Origin of the sequence: Sulfitobacter sp. W074 (assembly GCF_025142275.1) — a bacterium.
Classification (GTDB): Bacteria; Pseudomonadota; Alphaproteobacteria; order Rhodobacterales; family Rhodobacteraceae; genus Sulfitobacter; species Sulfitobacter profundi.
The window spans coordinates 2,504,353-2,520,619 of the sequence record NZ_CP081130.1 but is presented as its reverse complement, the minus strand read 5'-3'; the positions used below and the strand labels follow the sequence as shown (position 1 = coordinate 2,520,619).

The following is a 16,267-nucleotide window of genomic DNA, read 5'->3' as shown; positions in this document are numbered from 1 at the left end:
CAGTCTGGCCCTCACTCCGCCGGGGTGCGGTAGTTGATGCGACGGACCGACCCGGTGCGCGAGCGCATGATCAGCGTCTCGGTGGTCAGCCAGCCCGGCTCGCGTTTCACGCCCGGAAGGATGTTGCCGCCGGTGACGCCGGTGGCGGCAAAGATCACGTCTTGGGTGACCATCTCGTCGCGCGAATAGATGCGGTCAAATTCGGTGATCCCGGCCTTGGCAGCGCGGCCTTTTTCGTCGTCGTTGCGGAACAGCAGGCGGCCATACATCTGCCCGCCCATGCATTTCAGGGCGGCAGCGGCCAGCACGCCTTCGGGCGCGCCACCTTGGCCCATATACATGTCGATGCCGGTCTCGGGGTCGGCGCAGTGCATCACACCCGCCACATCGCCGTCGGTGATGAGGCGGATGGCAGCACCGGTGGCGCGAACCTCGGCGATCATATCCGCATGGCGGGGGCGTTCGAGGATGCAAACGGTGATGTCCGAAGCCGCACAGCCTTTGGCGCGGGCCAGCGCTTCTACGCGCTCACCGGGGGTCATGTCGAGGGTGACGACATCGGTCTCGAAACCCGGACCGATGGCGAGTTTGTCCATATAGGTGTCGGGCGCGTGCAACATGGAGCCGCGCGGGCCCATGGCGATCACGGTGAGCGCGTTGGGCATGTCTTTGGCGGTCAGCGTGGTGCCTTCGAGCGGGTCAAGCGCGATGTCCACGCCGGGGCCTTTGCCGGTGCCGACCTCTTCGCCGATATAAAGCATGGGTGCTTCGTCACGCTCGCCTTCGCCGATGACCACGACGCCCGCGATGTCGAGCATGTTGAGCTGTTCGCGCATGGCGTTGACGGCGGCTTGGTCGGCGGCCTTCTCGTCACCCTTGCCGATCAGCTTGGCCGAGGCCAATGCGGCGGCTTCGGAAACACGGGCGAGGCCCAGTGAGAGCATGCGGTCTTGGAATTCGGCAGAAGCGGTCATGAGGTGTCCTTGGGTGCAATGTGTTTTCTGTCCTGTACCCTCGCGCGGGCCTCGGGGCAAGTTTTGGGTTGGGCGCAGGTAGCACTTGGCCGGGAATCAAGCCGCAGGCGCCGGGCCGTCACGCCAAAGGCGTGCCGTATTATAAGGGCGCACCTTTGGTGCGACCGGGTGGGCGATTTGATGAGGTTGGGTGCACCCTCGCGGAGCGCACATCACGGCTGCGCCATAAAGTGGCATGTCGCTGCCTTCAGTTTGCCGATCCGCTGGCAAACGCCGGAGCTTGGCTCCAAATGCCACCTAAGCCCGGAATCAAACCGCAGGCGCCGGGCCATCGCCTGCCCGCCCAGACGGGTAGGCGATTTGGTGGGGCTGGGTGCTGCTTTGCGAAGGTACATCTTGGCTGCACCATAAAGTGGCAATATTCGCGGTCAGATCGCCGACCCGCGGGCAGGCGATGGCCCTCAACGCAAACCTTCAGACCTCTTCGATCCGCAACGCGACCGGCTCACCCGCCAGCACGCCGGTCTTGTCCATATTCGCCAGCGCCTCAACCAGCGCATTGCGGCTGGTCTTATGGGTCACAATCAGAACCGGGGCAGAAGTGTCGGAATGTTCATACTGGCGCATCCGGTAGATGCTCACGCCCGCTTCACCCAACACCGTGGCGATTTTCGCCAGTGCACCGGGTTTGTCGACTAGCGCCATGCGCAGATAGTAAGGGGCCGGGCGCTGGCTGCTGGCGGGGGTGGTTTGCTCTAACGTCTCGGCGGGCTGGCCAAAGACCGGCCCGCGCAACCCGCGCGCAATATCGCAGACATCGGCCATCACCGCGCTGGCCGTTGGACCTTCGCCCGCGCCGGCACCGCGCAGCACGATCTGCCCTACCGCGTCGCCTTCGATCACCACCATGTTGGTGCCGCCGTCCAGTTGTCCCAAAGGCGAGGTCTGCGGCACGAGGCAGGGCATCATCCGCTGCTCCAGTCCGCGTCCGGTTTTCTGGGTCACGCCCAGCAGTTTGATCTTATAGCCCATGTCGGCGGCGGCGCGGATGTCTTCGATGGCGACCCGCTCGATCCCCTCAAGCTGTATGCCGTCAAAGTCGATTTTGGTGCCAAATGCGATCGATGACAGAATCGCCAGCTTATGCGCCGCGTCAATGCCGCCCACGTCCAGCTGCGGATCGGCTTCGAGATAGCCCAGCCCATCGGCCTCGGCGAAAATCTCTTGATAGGTTTTGCCAGAATCTTCCATCCGGGTGAGGATGTAATTGCACGAGCCGTTCATCACCCCCATGATCCGGGTGATCTCATTGCCAGCAAGCCCTTCCATCAGCGTCTTGATGACCGGGATGCCGCCCGCCACGGCGGCCTCATAGCGCAGCGCCACGCCTGCGCCTTCGGCCTGTTCGGCTAGCGCTTGGCCGTGCATCGCCAGCATCGCCTTGTTCGCGGTGACCACATGTTTGCCCGCCGCCAGTGCGGCTTCGGTCGCGGCCTTGGCAGGGCCGTCCGCGCCGCCCATGAGCTCGACAAATACATCGACATCATCGCGGGTCGCCAGTTTGACGGGATCGTCTTCCCAGTCATAAGACGCAAGCGACAGCCCGCGATCCTTGTTGCGGGTGCGGGCCGAGACCGCAGAAACCGTCATCGCGCAGCCGGTGCGGGCCTCTAGCAGGGCGGCCTGCTGGCGCAGAATGCGCAGCACGCCCACACCCACAGTTCCCAATCCAGCAATCCCGAGGCGAAGCGGTTTAGACATGGTGGTGGTCCTTCTGGTCTGATCCGAAAGGCCCGGCGGATGGGGCCGGGCATAGCCGCGATGTAGCGGGTTCAGCGCCTGCGTGCAACGCGCATACGCATCTCGGACATGCCTGTTTATTCAGCTTCTGCACTGGTTTCGGCGGCCTGACGTGCGCGCCGCAACTCAGCGGCCTTTGCCCGCAGACGCGCCACCCGCGTCGCGGTCGTGGCATTGGTGCTTGTCGTCCCGATCCGTCTGGCGCGGGCTTCAAGCTGTGCGGCACGCCCCGAAAGTTCGGCTTCGGTCCGAACGGGGTCGATGCGCCCGGCGGTGGCCTTGGCCAAAAGCGGGTCAATCGGCACCAGATCGGGGTAGGGCGCTGCCTCAAGCTCTGGGGTAATCGTGCGGTCGAGTTCGGGAAACTGCGTGCAGCCCGCAATCAGCGAGACGCCCAGAAACAGGGCGGTGATCGAATGGGGGCGGGGCGTGCGCATGAGAGTCATGCCTCGTTCTGCCCCAGCGGCGATCTTCGCGCAAGCGGGGTTTGCTTTTGAACGCTTGTTCATTAAATTGCCGCCATGGCAAGAACCACAGGCTCACACTCTGACATCACCGGCCCGCGCGTGCGCGCAGCTGCACTGCGGCTTTTTGCACGGGGCGGCTATGCAGCCGTGTCGATGCGCGCGATTGCTGCTGAGGTCGGCGTTCAGGCCGGGGCGCTTTATAACTACACGCCCGATAAACAAAGCCTTCTGTTCGACCTGATGCGGGCGCATATGACCGACCTGCTGGCCGAAACGCCCAACAATGCAGACCGCTCTGCACTGCAGCAGTTGCAGGACTTCGTGGCCTTCCACATCCGCTTTCACGCGGATCGGCCTGATGAGGTTTTCATCGCCTACATGGAATTGCGCAATCTGACGGAGGAGAATTTCGCCGTGATCGAGCGTTTGCGCCGCGACTACGAAGACCGCCTCGAAGCGATCCTGCGAGCCGGAGTTGCCAACGGCGATTTCGCCGTCGCCGACACCAAGATCGTGACGCTGGCGATCATCGCGATGCTGACGGGCGTGAATACTTGGTACCGCGCGGGCGGGCGGCTGTCGCTGGACGAGGTTGTCGCGCAATATTGGGATATGGTGCGCAAGGCCGTGACCGCCTAAGCGGCCACGGCCCTTCGGTTCAATGCGCGGGGCGGATGAAAGTCCCGTTGTTCAGATCGCGCATTGCCTGCTGCAACTCGGCGCGGGTATTCATCACAATCGGCCCATGCCACGCGACTGGCTCTTCAATCGGCGCGCCAGAGATGAGAAGAAAGCGCACACCTTCCTCGCCAGCCTGAACCGTCACCTCATCCCCGGAGCCGAAACGGATCAGCGTCCGGTCGCCCGACATGTCGCGGATGTTGACCTCCTCACCGGCGACCTCTTTCTCAAGCAACACGCCCGAGGGGGCAGAGGCATCGGCGAAAGCGCCCGCGCCTTGAAAGACATAGGCGAAGGCCCGGCGGTAGGTGTCGATCTTAAAGGTCTTCTTGACCCCTGCGGGCACGAAAACATCCAAATACTGCGGGTCAGCCGCGATGCCATCGACGGGGCCGCGTTTGCCCCAGAACTCGCCGGTGATGACTTTCACCCGCGTGCCGTCGTCGTCGGTCACCACTGGGATATCGCTGGACTTCATATCCTGATAACGCGGCGCGGTCATCTTCTGGGCTGACGGCAGGTTCCCCCAAAGCTGGAAGCCATGCATCTGCCCGGCGGCATTCCCGCGCGGCATTTCTTGGTGCAAGATGCCCGAGCCTGCGGTCATCCATTGCACGTCGCCCGCGTTCAGATCGCCGGTGTTACCCAGCGAATCCGCGTGTTCCACGGTGCCTTCGAGCACATAGGTGATCGTCTCGATCCCGCGGTGAGGGTGCCAAGGGAAGCCCTTTTCAAAGTCTTCGGGCCGGTCGTTGCGGAAGTCGTCAAACAGCAGAAAGGGGTCCAGCTCCGACGGGTCGTGGAAGCCGAAGGCGCGGTGCAATTTGACGCCTGCGCCTTCCATTGTGGGCGTGGCGCGGCGGGTTTCCAATGTGGGTCTGAGGGACATGATGCTCTCCTTTGCGGTTGCTTAGAAGATAGGCGGTGGCAGTGCCCTCAACAATTGGCCCCGGCGAACGGGCCCTGTGCAAATTTGCGCAGCTTCAACAATTTGGCACATTGACAGCCAATCCGCCGAGCGAGGTTTCCTTGTATTTCTCGCTCATGTCCGCGCCGGTTTGGCGCATGGTTTCGATACAGGCGTCCAGCGGCACCAGATGCGTGCCGTCGCCGCGCAGCGCCAATGAGGCCGCCGATACCGCCTTGATCGCGCCCAGCCCGTTACGTTCAATACAAGGCACTTGAACCAGCCCTTTGACGGGGTCGCAGGTCATGCCGAGGTGATGCTCCAGCGCGATTTCGGCAGCGTTTTCAATTTGCGGCGGCGTGCCGCCCATCACGGCGCAAAGCCCGGCGGCGGACATGGCGGCGGCACTGCCGACTTCGGCCTGACAGCCTGCTTCCGCCCCCGAAATCGAGGCGTTGTATTTGACCAGCCCGCCAATCGCGGCGGCGGTGAGCAGGAAGTCTTCGATATGCGCCTCAGACGCGCCGGGCACATGGTCGAGATAATAGCGTAATGTCGCGGGCATCACGCCTGCCGCGCCGTTCGTGGGCGCGGTGACGACCTGACCGCCCGCCGCGTTTTCCTCGTTCACCGCCATGGCATAGACGCTCATCCAGTCGTTGATCGTATGCGGCGCGGATTGGTTCTGCCCACGCTCGGCGATCAGCGCGTCATGGATGCCCTTGGCGCGGCGTTTCACCTGAAGGCCGCCGGGCAGGGTGCCATCGGTCGTCAGCCCCCGGTCGATACAATCGCGCATCACCTGCCAAAGCCGTTTGCTGCCCGCGCGCAGGTTCTCGGCCCCGCCACGCGCCTCTTCGTTGGCGCGTTTCATACCTGCGATAGTCTTGCCGGATTTCGTCGACATCTCAAGCATTTCGGCGGCGGACTTAAAGGGGAAGGGCACCGGCGCGCCTTCATCCGTGTCCTTGCCTGCGGCCAGTTCCTTTTCGGTCATCACGAAGCCGCCGCCGATGGAATAATAGGTTTCGCGCAAGGCAACGTCGCCTTGGGCGTCGGTGGCCATCAGCATCATGCCATTGGCGTGGCCTGCAAGCTTGGTGTCGTAGTCGAAGATCATGTCGTGCTCGGGGTCGAAGCGCAGTTCGGGCAGCCCCTCGACGCTGATGCGCCGGGTCTGCTTGATCTTGTCCAGCGTCTTCTCGGCGGCTTCGGCGTCATAGTCTTCGGGCGTGAATCCGGCGAGGCCGAGGATCGTGGCGCGGTCGGTGGCATGGCCCACCCCGGTAAAGGCCAGACTGCCGTGGAGCGACGCGCGCAGCCCGGCGAATTGGAAAGGCGAGGCGCGCATCAGGTCAAGGAAACGCCCCGCCGCCACCATCGGCCCCATGGTATGCGAAGACGAAGGGCCAATGCCCACTTTGAACATGTCGAAGACGGAAAGAAACATCAGGTGGCGGACCCTTTTATGGTTGCGGGTGTCGGGGCGCGGTGGAACGGGTATCGCCCAGACCTTTGGCGCATTGCAAGCGGTGTGGGCCGATCCAACCATTTCCTGCCGCCGCTTGGCGCGCTGAAAGCGACAGGGCGCGCGCTCTGGCCGTCCTGTCGCATTGCCGTGCGTCCAAAAACCGCCGACTTGCCCCTCGCACCCTATGCCAATTCGCCCTATAACGCGGCAAACGCCTGAGAGGGAGCACCCGATGTCCGGAGACCTATCACCGATCGACAAGGCCAAATTCGTGGCCGCGAAACGGGCCTGTGAGTTCGTGGAAGATGGGATGCGCGTGGGCCTTGGCACCGGATCGACGGCGGCGTGGCTGGTGCGCTGTCTGGGCGAGTTGGTGCGCGAAGATGGGCTGCGGATCAAAGGCGTGCCGACCTCCTCGCGCACGGCGCAACTGGCGCGGGAGGTGGGGATCGAGGTGATCTCGCTCGATGAGGCGAAATGGCTCGACCTGACGATTGACGGCGCGGATGAGTTCGACGCAGAGCTGAACCTCATCAAAGGCGGCGGCGGCGCGTTGCTGCAAGAAAAGATCGTGGCGACCGCCAGCGACCAGATGGTGGTGATCGCCGATATCGGCAAAGAGGTGCATCATCTGGGGGCATTCCCCCTGCCGATCGAGGTGATTCCCTTTGGCTGGCAGACCACGCAGGCGCTGGTCGAAGAGACGCTGATCTCGATGGATGTGCTTGGCCGCAACTCGACCCTGCGGATGAACGGCGAGGTGCCTTTCATCACCGACGAGGGGAACTATATTCTAGACCTGCGGCTGGGGCGCATCGGCAACGCGCGGCAACTAGCGCTGGTGCTGAACCAGATGCCCGGCGTGGTGGAAAACGGCCTGTTCATAGATATCTGTGACGCGGTTGTGATCGGCTACGGGGATGGCAGGGTTGAGGTGCGCGACATAAATGAAGGCACCGTGGCGACCGACCGGCTGGAATTCGTCGAGACCGACAACCTGTTTTCCGACCTCAGCGATTAACGCCCAAGAGCGATCCACGCGCGATCCCGCGCAAGACCAAAATATGCGCGATCCCGCGCAATACCAAAAAAATATGCGCGATCCCGTGCAATACCAAAAACGACTAAGAGAGGCGCCAAATGGCCAAGAATGAATTCGACTACGACCTGTTTGTCATCGGTGGCGGCTCGGGCGGTGTGCGCGCGGCGCGTGTCGCGGCGGGCGAGCATGACGCCAAGGTCGGACTGGCCGAAGAAGACCGCTATGGCGGCACCTGTGTGATCCGGGGCTGTGTGCCCAAAAAGCTGATGGTCTTTGCCTCGGGCTATGCCGATGTGGTGGATGAGGCGAAATGCTTTGGCTGGGATCTCAAGGCCGGGCCCTTCGATTGGCATGACTTCAAAAGCCGCCTGAACACAGAGTTGGACCGCCTTGAAGGCGTTTATCGCAAGCTCTTGAAGAACTCTGGCGTCGATACCTTCGACGCCCGCGCGCGGATCAAAGACGCCCATACCGTCGCCCTTTCCGACGGGACCGAGAAGACCGCCAAACATATCCTCATCGCCAGCGGCGGTCGCCCCGTGCGCCCCGAGATCGAGAATGCGGAACTGGGTCTGGTCTCCGACGATCTGTTCCACCTTGAGAAGCTGCCCAAGTCGATCCTGATTATCGGCGGCGGCTATATCGCCTGTGAATTCGCCTGTATCCTCAACGGCTTGGGTGTCGAGGTGACGCAATACTACCGCGGTGCGCAGATCCTGCGCGGCTTTGACGACGAAGCCCGCGGCATGGTGGCCGAGATGATGCAGGAAAAGGGGATCGACCTGCATCTTGGCACCAACATTCTGGAAATGTCGCCCAGCCACGAAGACGGCAGCGGCCCGATGAAGGTCAAGCCGACCAACGGCACCGAAAAGATGTTCGACCAAGTGCTCTTTGCCACTGGCCGCCGCCCCAACAGCGACGACATGGGGCTGGAAGAACTGGGCGTGAAACTGGGCCGCAGCGGTGCGATCGAAGTGGATGAGTACAGCCAGACCGCCGTGCCCTCGGTCTATGCCATCGGCGACGTGACCAACCGGATCAACCTTACGCCCGTGGCGATCCGCGAAGGCATGGCCTTTGTCGAAACCGTCTTTGGCGGCAACCCGACGCAGGTCGATCACGATCTGGTGCCCTCGGCGATCTTCACGCAGCCCGAAATGGGCACCGTGGGGCTAAGCGAGGAAGACGCCCGCGACAAAGGACCGATTGAGGTCTATGCGACCTCCTTCAAACCGATGCAGGGGGCCTTCGCGGGCAAGGCCGACCGGGTGCTGATGAAGCTCATCGTCTGCGCCGATACGCGGGTCGTGCTGGGCTGTCATATCGTCGCACCAAATGCGGGCGAGTTGATCCAGATGGTCGGCATCGCGGTCAAGATGGGGGCCACGAAAGAGCAGTTTGACGCCACCTGCGCGGTACACCCAACCATGTCCGAAGAGCTGGTGACGATGCGTAATCCGACCCGCACGGCTTGAATATCGCGCGAAAGCGTACAATTTTTGGAACGATAGGCCGCATGGGCGGCCGAGAGGGGAACATATCAATGGCAGGAAATTCGCAAGGCCCCTGGGGGGGCGGCGGAGGCGGCAACCGGGGCAACGGCGGAGACCGGGGTACCAATGGTGACCGCGGCAACGGGGGACGCAACGACGGGCCGCAGGGTCCACGCGGGCAGGGCGGTGATCGCCCCCAGATGCCCGAGATCGACGATCTGGTGCGCAAGGGCCAAGAGCAGCTGCGTGTCCTGATGGGCGGCCGTGGTGGCGACCGGGGCAATGGCACCGGCGGCGGTGGCCGCGGCTCTGGCGGGCCGGGCGTGACCCGCTCGACCATTGGTATTGCCCTTTTGGCCGGCGTGGCGCTTTGGGGTTTTGCCAGCTTTTATACCGTGCGGCCCGAACAGCAGTCGATCGAACTGTTCTTGGGCGAATTTTCCGGCATTGGCACCGAGGGTTTGAACTTTGCCCCATGGCCGCTGGTCACGGCAGAGGTTTTTGACGTCACCACCAACCGCACCGAAGAACTTGGTGTGCGGCGCGGCACGGGCGGCAACGAAGGCCTGATGCTGACCACCGATGAAAACATCGTCGACATCGACTTTCAGGTGGTCTGGAACATCAAGAACGCGCGCGATTTCAAATTCTCGCTGCGCGATCCCGAAGCCTCCGTGCGTGCGATTTCCGAATCCGCGATGCGCGAAGTTATCGCCCAGTCCGAACTCGCGCCGATCCTCAACCGGGACCGTGGTGCCGTTGCAGATCGGGTGAAAGAGTTGATCCAAACCACGCTTGATAACCGCAAGACCGGCATCAACGTGCTGCGTGTCAACGTGAACAAGGTCGACCCGCCCAGCCAGACCGTGCAGGTCACCGATGCCAATGGCAACACGACCACACAATCGGTCGTCGACGCTTTCCGCGACGTGCAAGCGGCCGAGCAGGAGCGTGACCGGGTAGAGCGTCAGGCCGATGCCTATGCCAACCGCCGCACCGCCGAAGCCCGCGGTGAATCCGCGCAGCTTTTGGAAGCCTCCGAAGGCTATCGCGCCCGTGTGGTGAACGACGCTGTGGGTGAAGCCAGCCGTTTTGAGGCCGTCTTGGAAGAATACCGCAACGCGCCCGACGTGACGCGCAAGCGTCTGTACCTTGAGACCATGGAAAAGGTGCTGGGCGACGTGGATAAAATCATCCTCGAAAACGGCAGCGGCCAAGGCGGGCAGGGCGTCGTTCCCTATCTGCCACTCAATGAATTGCGGCGCGGCGGAGGGTCGAACTGATGCGGAAAACAAGTCTTATCATTCCCATCTTGGTGATCGCCATCGTGGGTGTCCTTTCGGCTGTCTTCGTCGTGGACGAGCGCGAAAAAGCGCTGGTGCTGCGTTTTGGCCAGATCAAACAGGTTCGCAACGAGCCGGGCATCGGCTTCAAAGTGCCCTTCTTGGATGAGGTCGTGCGCTACGAAGACCGCATTCTGTCGCTGGAAACCCCGGTGATCGAAGTTACCCCCGCCGATGACCGTCGTCTGGAAATCGATGCCTTCGTGCTCTACCGGATCGACGACATGGTCCAGTACCGCCAAGCTTTGGGTGCGGGCGGTGAACGTCAGGCCGAAAGCGAAATGGGCGGCATCATGGAAAGCCAGATCCGTGCCGTTTTGGGTTCGCAAGGCGTGACCTCCAACACGATCCTGTCGCCCGAGCGGTCGGACCTGATGGAGCAAATTCGTGTCCGCGCAGATGCCCGTGCACAGGCGCTTGGCCTCAAGGTCGTTGATGTGCGTCTGCGTCAGACCAACCTGCCAGAGCAGAACTTTGATGCGACCCTGCAGCGGATGATCGCCGAACGTGAGCGTGAAGCCACCGATGAACGCGCCCGTGGCCGCGAGGCCGCGCAGCGTGTGATCGCCCTTGCTGACCGGACCTATGAAGAGATCTTGTCGGAGGCGCGTCGGGACGCACGGATCATCGAAGGTGAGGCGGACGCTCAGCGAAACAAAATCTTCGCGCAGTCTTATGGTCAGGATCAGGAGTTCTTTGAATTCTACCGGTCGTTGACCGCCTATGAGCAGGCCCTGCGGGGCGAGAACTCGACCATGGTGATGTCGCCGGACAGCGAGTTCTTCAACTACCTGCGCTCGGACCGCAATCCTTCGACCACTGTCGATGCGAACGCACCGCCGCAGACAGCGGCCGAGGCACAGGTCCAGACGCCAGCCGAGGCACCGCAAACCGATGCGCCGGCGGCGGAACCTGCGCCAGCGGACGATAGCGCTGCTGCCGACGACACGCAGGAGGAGGCCGCCCCTGCGGCCCCCGCCACGCCTGAGCCTGTAGCGCCTGCACCTGTCGCGCCGGACGCGGAGGCCGACCAGCCAGCCGCGCTCGACGAATGAGCCTTGTTCTACTGGCTCTAGGGTCGGTGCTGATATTCGAGGGGCTGGTGTACGCACTGGCCCCTTCGTTTTTGGAGCAGATGCTGGAAATGCTCCGCCGCATCCCTGAGGCGGCGCTGCGCCAACTCGGCGCACTGGTGGTGGTCGCCGGATTGATACTTGTCTGGCTGGCGTTTCAATTGGGCGTCTAAAGGCCGGATCAGGGGCCGAAGGACGTTCGGTTTCGCCGCCATTCTGCCAAGGCACAGAGGCCCGAGCCATAAATCAACAGCCGCGTGCCCGTTGAAATGCACGTGATCGGCCCCATCTTTGCTGTTGCAGCGCGTCCTTTCGGAATGCACTCTGCCCACGTTGGCAACAACAGGAACAATCAGGAGACGATGAATGCAGGCCAAGGCGGTTTCCCTGTCCAAAACAGCACAACACACCCAATGGATGCGAGCGATGGCAATGGGGGTGATGGCGCTGACCCTCTTGATCCTGCAAGCCAGCATGGCGCTGGCCAAACCTGAAAGCCTCGCCCCGCTCGCGGAAAAGATCAGCCCCTCGGTGGTGAATATCACCACATCGACCACGGTTGAGGGCCGCACCGGGCCGCAGGGCATCGTTCCCGAAGGCTCGCCTTTCGAAGACTTCTTTCGCGAGTTCCAGGACCGCAACAACGACGGCGAGGGCAACCGCCCGCGCCGTTCCTCGGCGCTTGGCTCGGGCTTTGTGATTTCCGAAGATGGCTATGTGGTGACCAACAACCACGTGATCGAAAGTGCCGATGAGATCACGATCGAATTTTTCTCGGGCGAGGAACTGGTCGCCAAGGTGATCGGCACCGACCCCAAGACCGACATTGCGCTGCTGAAGGTCGAAGCCAGCCAGCCGTTGCCCTTCGTCTCTTTCGGCGACAGCAATGCCGCGCGTGTCGGGGACTGGGTGATCGCCATGGGCAACCCGCTGGGGCAGGGCTTTTCGGTCTCTGCGGGTATCGTCTCGGCCCGCAACCGGGCGCTCTCGGGCACCTATGACGACTACATTCAGACTGATGCTGCGATCAACCGGGGCAACTCGGGCGGGCCGCTGTTCAATATGGATGGCGAGGTGATCGGCGTGAACACCGCGATCCTGTCGCCCAATGGCGGCTCCATCGGGATCGGCTTTTCGATGGCCTCGAATGTGGTCACCCGCGTGATCGACCAGTTGCAGGAATTCGGTGAGACCCGCCGCGGCTGGCTGGGTGTGCGCATTCAGGACGTGACCGACGATGTAGCCGACGCTATGGGCCTCAAGAAAGCCGTTGGGGCCTTGATCACAGACGTGCCGGAAGGCCCGGCGAGGGAAGCAGGGCTCAAGACCGGTGACGTGATCAAATCGTTCGATGGCGTCGAAGTCGTCGATACCCGCGGTCTGGTGCGTCAGGTGGGCAACAGCCCCGTGGGCGCGACGGTCCGCGTGACCGTGCTGCGCGATGGCAAGACCCAGACCATCAAAGTTGTGCTGGGCCGCCGCGAAGATGCGGATGGCGCGGTTCCTGCGGCAATGGACGAAAACGCCGATGACGGCACCGAGGCAGAGCCGCAGTCGACCATGCTGATGGGCCTGACCCTGATGCCGTTGACCGACGATCTGCGCGCCGAACTGGGGGCCGATGACGATATGAGCGGTCTTGCCGTGACGGATGTGGATCAAACGTCGGAGGCCTTTGAGAAGGGCCTGCGCATGGGTGACATCATCACCGAAGCGGGGCAGGAACAGGTGACGAGCATCGCTGATCTGGAAGCGCGGATCACTGCAGCGAAAGAGGCTGGCCGCAAGTCTCTGCTGCTGCTGGTGCGCCGTGGCGGCGACCCGCGATTTGTCGCGCTGTCGCTGGCGGAGTGATCCGCTACCGTGGTTTGGAAAGGGCGCCTCCGGGCGCCCTTTTTCGTTGGGGGATCAGCCGCCCTGCCGGGGCACCGCGACAAGCCCAAGCGCACGGGCGGTGGTAAGCGACAGCACCTCGCTGTTCGGGCCCTGTTTGGCCTGATAGCGCCGCACGGCGAGCCGTGTCGCCCTGTCCATCTCACCGGTGATCGGCCCGGCGTAAAACCCGCGTGCCTGCAGCGCCCGTTGCAGGGTGCTGTTGAACTCTGGCGTCAGCACATCCGGGCAGGGGGTCTCGAACCAGTTGTCTATCCGTGCGCGCACGATCTCTTGGCGGGTCTCTGTCTTGTAGACGGGCGGTTTGGCGATGCTGCCATCGGCGTTCATTTTGGCCGGGGTGACTTCGACCTGTTCGGTCACCGTCTCGATTACCGCGGGGCTGACCGTGCGGCCCCAGCAACTTCCCTCCGGCGCGCCTGCGGGGCCGTTGCGGGTGGCTTCCAGCACCCCCGGCTCAGGGCGCGGGGTGGCCGGTGCCGCCGTCTCGCAGCCCGCGATACCGGCGACGAGCAGCAGCAAGGCCGCGCGCTGCAATTTGGACCGGAGGGGAGGGGGCTGTGTCATGCCGGAATCGCGGGGCTCGCCTGTTGTTTGCGCGCAGACTAGCGGGATGCGCGGACCTTGCCCACCGCAATGTCATCGGCGGGGGCATGCGTGGGCGAACTCATGAAAAGGGGGCTGGAACCGGCTGCCATAGCCCGCTAAACAAGGCCGAACTTTTAGGACGAAAGGGCATCATCATGGCCAAAATCACCTATGTCGAACATTCCGGCACCGAACATGTGGTCGAGGTGGCCAATGGTCTCACGGTCATGGAAGGCGCGCGGGACAATAACATTCCCGGCATCGAAGCCGACTGTGGCGGGGCCTGCGCTTGTTCCACCTGCCACGTCTATGTCGATCCGGCGTGGACAGAGAAACTGACCCCGATGGACGACATGGAAGAAGACATGCTCGACTTCGCCTTCGAGCCTGACCCCGCGCGGTCGCGTCTGACCTGCCAGATCAAGGTTACCGATGCGCTGGACGGTCTGCGCGTGCAGATGCCGGAAAAGCAAATCTGATGCGGGCGGTCGGCGCGGCATTGCTTGCGCTGATCGCAACCAGCGCCGCGGCGGAGACGATCACCGCCGCGCGCTATATCTCGCCCACCGGGCGCTACGCCCATGGCATTCTCGGCGACGCGCTGGAATGGGGCGGGCTACAGGTGTCTTTGGCGGACGGAAGCGCGCGGCGTTTCAATCTGCCCCGCGACCATGTTTTCGAAGATATCGCCCCGCGGCTGGTCGATGTAACGGGCGATGGCGCGCCCGAAGTGCTTGTGATTGAGACCGACGTGAACCGCGGTGCGGCGTTGGCGATCTACGGCCCCGAGGGCAAGATTGCTGAGACCCCGCATATCGGCCAAAGCAACCGCTGGCTTGCCCCCATAGGCGCCGCTGATCTCGACGGTGACGGCGCGGTTGAGATCGCCTATGTCGACCGCCCGCATCTGGCGCGGGTGCTGCGGGTCTGGCGTTTTGCGGATGGGGACCTGAGCGAGGTGGCTCAGATGCCGGGGCTGACCAACCATCGAATCGGAGAGTCCTTCATCTCGGGCGGTCTGCGCGATTGCGGTGCCGGGCCAGAGATGGTGCTGGCGGATGCCGATTGGCAGCGCGTGGTCGGGGTGACCCTGAAGGACGGGCAGCTTGCGCGTCGCGACATCGGCCCCTTCGCGGGGGCCGACAGCTTTGCCGCGGCACTTACCTGTGAGTGAGGGTGCTGGGGCGGCCTAAGCCGCCGCCTGTTAGCTCAGCGCGCGCCAGCCGATGTCGCGGCGGCAGAAGCCTTCTGGCCAATTGATCCCGTCGACCATCGCATAGGCACGCTCTTGCGCCTCGGCCAATGTATCCCCGCGCGCGGTGACGTTCAGCACGCGGCCGCCGTTTGCCAAGATCGCCCCGTCTTGCGCCACGGTGCCCGCGTGGAACACCATATTGGCGCTGTCTTCGGGCAGGTCTTTCAGCCCCTTGATCTCACTGCCCTTTTCATAGGCGCCGGGATAGCCATTCGCCGCCATCACCACGGTCAGCGCGTGGTCTTCGGCCCAGTTGACCTGCATCTCGGCCAAAGACCCCTTGGCCGTGGCCTGCATCAGATCAAAAGCCTGCGCACCAAGGCGCATCATCAGCACTTGGCATTCAGGATCGCCAAAGCGCACGTTGTATTCCACCAGACGCGGCTGGCCGTCTTTGATCATCAACCCGGCATAAAGCACGCCTTGATAGGGCATCCCGCGTTTCGCCATCTCGGCCATGCAGGGGCGGATGATTTCATTTAGCGCGCGTTCGGCGATCGCGTCGCTCAGAACCGGGGCGGGGGAGTAGGCGCCCATGCCGCCAGTATTGGGGCCGGTGTCGCCGTCGCCGACGCGCTTGTGGTCTTGGGCCGTGCCGATGGGCAGCACGGTCTCCCCATCGCAGAGCACGAAGAAGGACGCCTCTTCGCCCTCCATGAACTCTTCGATCACGACTTCCGTGCCCGCGTCGCCAAAGGCACCGTCAAACATCTCATTTACGGCGGCGAGGGCTTCGGCATCCGTCATGGCAATGATGACACCCTTGCCCGCCGCCAGACCGTCAGCCTTGATGACGATCGGCGCGCCTTGCTTTTCCACATAGGCGCGGGCGCTGGCGGCGTCGGTGAAATGGCCATAGGCCGCCGTGGGCGCATCGCAGGCGTCGCAGATTTCCTTGGTGAAGGCTTTGGAGGCTTCCAGCGCAGCCGCCGCTTTGGAGGGGCCGAACACATCAAAACCCGCCGTGCGCAGGTCATCGCCCACGCCTGCCGCCAAGGGCGCTTCGGGGCCGATGATGACGAAGTCGATGTTGTTGCCCTCGCAAAAGGCCACCACTGCCGCGCCGTCCATGATGTCCAGTTTTGCGCATTGCGCGATGGCCGCGATGCCCGCATTGCCCGGCGCCACGATCAGCTTGTCGCATTTGGGGTTCTGCATGACCGCCCAAGCAAGTGAATGTTCGCGGCCACCGCTGCCGAGGATCAGGATATTCATGCCGCGCACTCCCTTGGACTTCGTTGCTCCGCGTTCTAAGCTGGGGTGCCCACAGACACAAG

17 protein-coding genes are annotated in these 16,267 nt (G+C 63.1%); 10 read left to right on the top strand and 7 right to left on the bottom strand.

What is annotated here, in order from left to right:
* Positions 1-11 precede the first annotated feature (11 nt).
* From glpX to K3762_RS12420, 3 genes are all read right to left on the bottom strand, one after another.
* Positions 12-974 carry a class II fructose-bisphosphatase gene (glpX, locus tag K3762_RS12430; RefSeq protein ID WP_132444439.1) on the bottom strand — a complete coding sequence of 321 codons (963 nt, stop codon included), beginning with the start codon at positions 972-974 and terminating at the stop codon, positions 12-14.
* 474 nt (positions 975-1,448) lie between these two features.
* On the bottom strand, positions 1,449-2,735 hold the full coding sequence (locus tag K3762_RS12425) for a homoserine dehydrogenase (protein ID WP_120351428.1): 1,287 nt from the start codon (positions 2,733-2,735) through the stop codon (positions 1,449-1,451).
* Between the two features lie 116 nt (positions 2,736-2,851).
* Positions 2,852-3,211 (bottom strand): hypothetical protein, encoded by a 360-nt coding sequence (locus K3762_RS12420; RefSeq protein ID WP_206054294.1) that lies wholly within the window; start codon positions 3,209-3,211, stop codon positions 2,852-2,854.
* An 84-nt stretch (positions 3,212-3,295) separates the two neighbouring features.
* On the opposite strand from K3762_RS12420, the gene K3762_RS12415 reads away from it, so the two are divergent.
* Positions 3,296-3,880, top strand: coding sequence for a TetR/AcrR family transcriptional regulator (locus tag K3762_RS12415; RefSeq protein WP_120351427.1), 585 nt, complete (start codon positions 3,296-3,298; stop codon positions 3,878-3,880).
* Positions 3,881-3,899: 19 nt separating this feature from the next.
* Here K3762_RS12415 and K3762_RS12410 read toward each other — a convergent pair whose 3' ends face one another.
* Both K3762_RS12410 and K3762_RS12405 read right to left on the bottom strand, forming a co-directional pair.
* The gene (locus K3762_RS12410) at positions 3,900-4,811 is read right to left on the bottom strand and encodes a pirin family protein (RefSeq protein WP_132444440.1); all 912 of its coding nucleotides are present in this window, start codon (positions 4,809-4,811) and stop codon (positions 3,900-3,902) included.
* A 94-nt stretch (positions 4,812-4,905) separates the two neighbouring features.
* Positions 4,906-6,279, bottom strand: coding sequence for an L-serine ammonia-lyase (locus K3762_RS12405; RefSeq protein WP_260009621.1), 1,374 nt, complete (start codon positions 6,277-6,279; stop codon positions 4,906-4,908).
* A gap of 3 nt (positions 6,280-6,282) precedes the next feature.
* Here K3762_RS12405 and K3762_RS12400 point away from each other — a divergent pair, with 3 nt between their 5' ends.
* From K3762_RS12400 to K3762_RS12370, 7 genes are all read left to right on the top strand, one after another.
* Positions 6,283-6,519, top strand: a complete 237-nt coding sequence (locus tag K3762_RS12400; protein ID WP_120351424.1) for a hypothetical protein — start codon at positions 6,283-6,285, stop codon at positions 6,517-6,519.
* A gap of 13 nt (positions 6,520-6,532) precedes the next feature.
* The gene (gene rpiA / locus K3762_RS12395) at positions 6,533-7,321 is read left to right on the top strand and encodes a ribose-5-phosphate isomerase RpiA (RefSeq protein ID WP_120351423.1); all 789 of its coding nucleotides are present in this window, start codon (positions 6,533-6,535) and stop codon (positions 7,319-7,321) included.
* 119 nt (positions 7,322-7,440) lie between these two features.
* The gene (gene gorA / locus K3762_RS12390; protein WP_132444442.1) at positions 7,441-8,820 is read left to right on the top strand and encodes a glutathione-disulfide reductase; all 1,380 of its coding nucleotides are present in this window, start codon (positions 7,441-7,443) and stop codon (positions 8,818-8,820) included.
* Between the two features lie 68 nt (positions 8,821-8,888).
* Entirely contained in the window at positions 8,889-10,121 is a 1,233-nt protein-coding gene (gene hflK / locus K3762_RS12385) for an FtsH protease activity modulator HflK (RefSeq protein WP_206054295.1), read from the top strand.
* Positions 10,121-11,236 carry a protease modulator HflC gene (gene hflC / locus K3762_RS12380; protein WP_067916329.1) on the top strand — a complete coding sequence of 372 codons (1,116 nt, stop codon included), beginning with the start codon at positions 10,121-10,123 and terminating at the stop codon, positions 11,234-11,236. The genes hflK and hflC overlap by 1 nt, the downstream gene beginning before the upstream one ends.
* Positions 11,233-11,427: a DUF2065 domain-containing protein gene (locus K3762_RS12375; protein WP_120351421.1), complete on the top strand. Its 195-nt coding sequence runs from the start codon at positions 11,233-11,235 to the stop codon at positions 11,425-11,427. The genes hflC and K3762_RS12375 overlap by 4 nt, the downstream gene beginning before the upstream one ends.
* A 193-nt stretch (positions 11,428-11,620) precedes the next feature.
* Complete coding sequence (locus K3762_RS12370) at positions 11,621-13,108, top strand: DegQ family serine endoprotease (protein WP_132444443.1); 1,488 nt, start codon at positions 11,621-11,623, stop codon at positions 13,106-13,108.
* A gap of 54 nt (positions 13,109-13,162) precedes the next feature.
* On the opposite strand, the gene K3762_RS12365 is transcribed toward K3762_RS12370, so the two are convergent.
* A complete protein-coding gene (locus K3762_RS12365; RefSeq protein ID WP_132444444.1) occupies positions 13,163-13,714 on the bottom strand; it encodes a peptidoglycan-binding protein in 552 nt (183 codons plus the stop codon).
* A 176-nt stretch (positions 13,715-13,890) separates the two neighbouring features.
* Between K3762_RS12365 and K3762_RS12360 the strand changes: the two genes are divergently transcribed.
* Positions 13,891-14,214: a 2Fe-2S iron-sulfur cluster-binding protein gene (locus K3762_RS12360; RefSeq protein ID WP_067625538.1), complete on the top strand. Its 324-nt coding sequence runs from the start codon at positions 13,891-13,893 to the stop codon at positions 14,212-14,214.
* Positions 14,214-14,909 (top strand): VCBS repeat-containing protein, encoded by a 696-nt coding sequence (locus tag K3762_RS12355; protein ID WP_132444445.1) that lies wholly within the window; start codon positions 14,214-14,216, stop codon positions 14,907-14,909. The genes K3762_RS12360 and K3762_RS12355 overlap by 1 nt, the downstream gene beginning before the upstream one ends.
* A gap of 30 nt (positions 14,910-14,939) precedes the next feature.
* On the opposite strand, the gene purD is transcribed toward K3762_RS12355, so the two are convergent.
* Positions 14,940-16,205: a phosphoribosylamine--glycine ligase gene (gene purD, locus K3762_RS12350; protein WP_260009613.1), complete on the bottom strand. Its 1,266-nt coding sequence runs from the start codon at positions 16,203-16,205 to the stop codon at positions 14,940-14,942.
* Positions 16,206-16,267: the final 62 nt, after the last annotated feature.

What these genes read in the sequence shown, in the direction of transcription:
- K3762_RS12405 (WP_260009621.1), bottom strand. Translation starts at nt 6,279, where the DNA reads ATGTTTCTTTCCGTCTTCGACATGTTCAAAGTGGGCATTGGCCCTTCG.
- K3762_RS12370 (WP_132444443.1), top strand. Translation starts at nt 11,621, where the DNA reads ATGCAGGCCAAGGCGGTTTCCCTGTCCAAAACAGCACAACACACCCAA.
- K3762_RS12410 (WP_132444440.1), bottom strand. Translation starts at nt 4,811, where the DNA reads ATGTCCCTCAGACCCACATTGGAAACCCGCCGCGCCACGCCCACAATG.
- hflC (WP_067916329.1), top strand. Translation starts at nt 10,121, where the DNA reads ATGCGGAAAACAAGTCTTATCATTCCCATCTTGGTGATCGCCATCGTG.
- gorA (WP_132444442.1), top strand. Translation starts at nt 7,441, where the DNA reads ATGGCCAAGAATGAATTCGACTACGACCTGTTTGTCATCGGTGGCGGC.
- K3762_RS12365 (WP_132444444.1), bottom strand. Translation starts at nt 13,714, where the DNA reads ATGACACAGCCCCCTCCCCTCCGGTCCAAATTGCAGCGCGCGGCCTTG.
- K3762_RS12375 (WP_120351421.1), top strand. Translation starts at nt 11,233, where the DNA reads ATGAGCCTTGTTCTACTGGCTCTAGGGTCGGTGCTGATATTCGAGGGG.
- K3762_RS12425 (WP_120351428.1), bottom strand. Translation starts at nt 2,735, where the DNA reads ATGTCTAAACCGCTTCGCCTCGGGATTGCTGGATTGGGAACTGTGGGT.
- purD (WP_260009613.1), bottom strand. Translation starts at nt 16,205, where the DNA reads ATGAATATCCTGATCCTCGGCAGCGGTGGCCGCGAACATTCACTTGCT.
- K3762_RS12420 (WP_206054294.1), bottom strand. Translation starts at nt 3,211, where the DNA reads ATGCGCACGCCCCGCCCCCATTCGATCACCGCCCTGTTTCTGGGCGTC.
- K3762_RS12360 (WP_067625538.1), top strand. Translation starts at nt 13,891, where the DNA reads ATGGCCAAAATCACCTATGTCGAACATTCCGGCACCGAACATGTGGTC.
- hflK (WP_206054295.1), top strand. Translation starts at nt 8,889, where the DNA reads ATGGCAGGAAATTCGCAAGGCCCCTGGGGGGGCGGCGGAGGCGGCAAC.
- rpiA (WP_120351423.1), top strand. Translation starts at nt 6,533, where the DNA reads ATGTCCGGAGACCTATCACCGATCGACAAGGCCAAATTCGTGGCCGCG.
- K3762_RS12355 (WP_132444445.1), top strand. Translation starts at nt 14,214, where the DNA reads ATGCGGGCGGTCGGCGCGGCATTGCTTGCGCTGATCGCAACCAGCGCC.
- K3762_RS12415 (WP_120351427.1), top strand. Translation starts at nt 3,296, where the DNA reads ATGGCAAGAACCACAGGCTCACACTCTGACATCACCGGCCCGCGCGTG.
- glpX (WP_132444439.1), bottom strand. Translation starts at nt 974, where the DNA reads ATGACCGCTTCTGCCGAATTCCAAGACCGCATGCTCTCACTGGGCCTC.